At 57.1% G+C, this 205-nt stretch carries 1 pseudogene; it reads left to right on the top strand.

The window, feature by feature from the left end:
- Positions 1 to 205 (top strand): annotated as a pseudogene (locus PA598K_RS38270) (IS200/IS605 family element RNA-guided endonuclease TnpB); the annotation flags it as partial.

Below are 205 nucleotides of genomic sequence, written 5' to 3'. Positions count from 1 at the left end.
TCTTCAAGCAACAGAATGGGGCCCCTCGCTTCAAGAGTCGTAAACATCCTGTGCAAAGCTACACCACACGTTATACGAACGGGAACATCGCTGTCAAAGGTGGTACCCTTCAGCTACCGAAGCTGGGAGCCGTCCGGTTTGCCAAGTCACGCGAGATCGGAGGGCGCTTGCTTTCGGCCACGATACGCCTGGCCTCCAGCGGCAA

It is taken from the genome of Paenibacillus sp. 598K (assembly GCF_003851045.1).
GTDB lineage: Bacteria > Bacillota > Bacilli > Paenibacillales > Paenibacillaceae > Paenibacillus_D.
Note: the sequence above shows the minus strand (reverse complement) of the source record. Positions and strands in the feature narration are given on the sequence as shown.